This is a genomic window from Vibrio sp. 704 (genome assembly GCF_033339295.1).
Map to the genome: position 1 here is coordinate 1 of NZ_JAWOUH010000460.1, position 690 is coordinate 690.

1 protein-coding gene is annotated in these 690 nt (G+C 50.9%); it reads right to left on the reverse strand.

The features are described from left to right. A partial coding sequence (locus R7R24_RS27095; protein WP_318120176.1) for an SPOR domain-containing protein occupies window positions 1-690 on the reverse strand: 690 nt, incomplete at both ends.

Here is a 690-nt window from a genome sequence, read left to right on the forward strand (position 1 = left end):
TGCCATGTAGAGACGCTCGCAAGCGCACTTCCACCTCTCCATTGCCTTTTACGCTCGGTGCTGGTTTTGCTTTCGCTACCGGTTTTGTTGTCGTGCTCGGTTTCGGCTCTTTTGCCGTAACTGGCTGCGCTGTCGTTTTTGTCGCAGAAGCTTTAAACGCCTCGGTATCTGGACGACTGGCCACGACTGGCGCAACAGGCTTCGGTGCGACGTTTGGTTTGGCGACAGGAGTCGACTTTGATGACGGCTGCATTTGCTTCACGGTGTTGTCACTCCCTTTGCCAACCACACGAATAAATGCCTCGCGATAGTTCGACAAGGTTTTGACTCCTCGCAAATCAGCAGACGCTTTAGAAAATTCTGTATAAGGCCCAATAAGACAACGATAGCCCTTTGTTTCGGGCTTCATCCAAACATCGGTGGTGATTTTGCTGTAAATGGGTTTGGCTTTGGCAAGTGGCATTGGTTTAGGCAGCAAGCCACATTGAATCCAATAGAAATCATTGCCTCCTTGCGGCACTTTCTTTCCCCAATCTACCTGACCGATTGGGCAACTTTTCTCTAGCATCGGCAGTTCTTTGTCGCTCGCTTGAGTCGCCTGACAAAGAAAGTCATCGGCCAATACCGGGGCTGAAAATTGGGCGCACAGCAATAGCCCTCCTAAGCTGAGGCCTGATTGGACAATGCGTG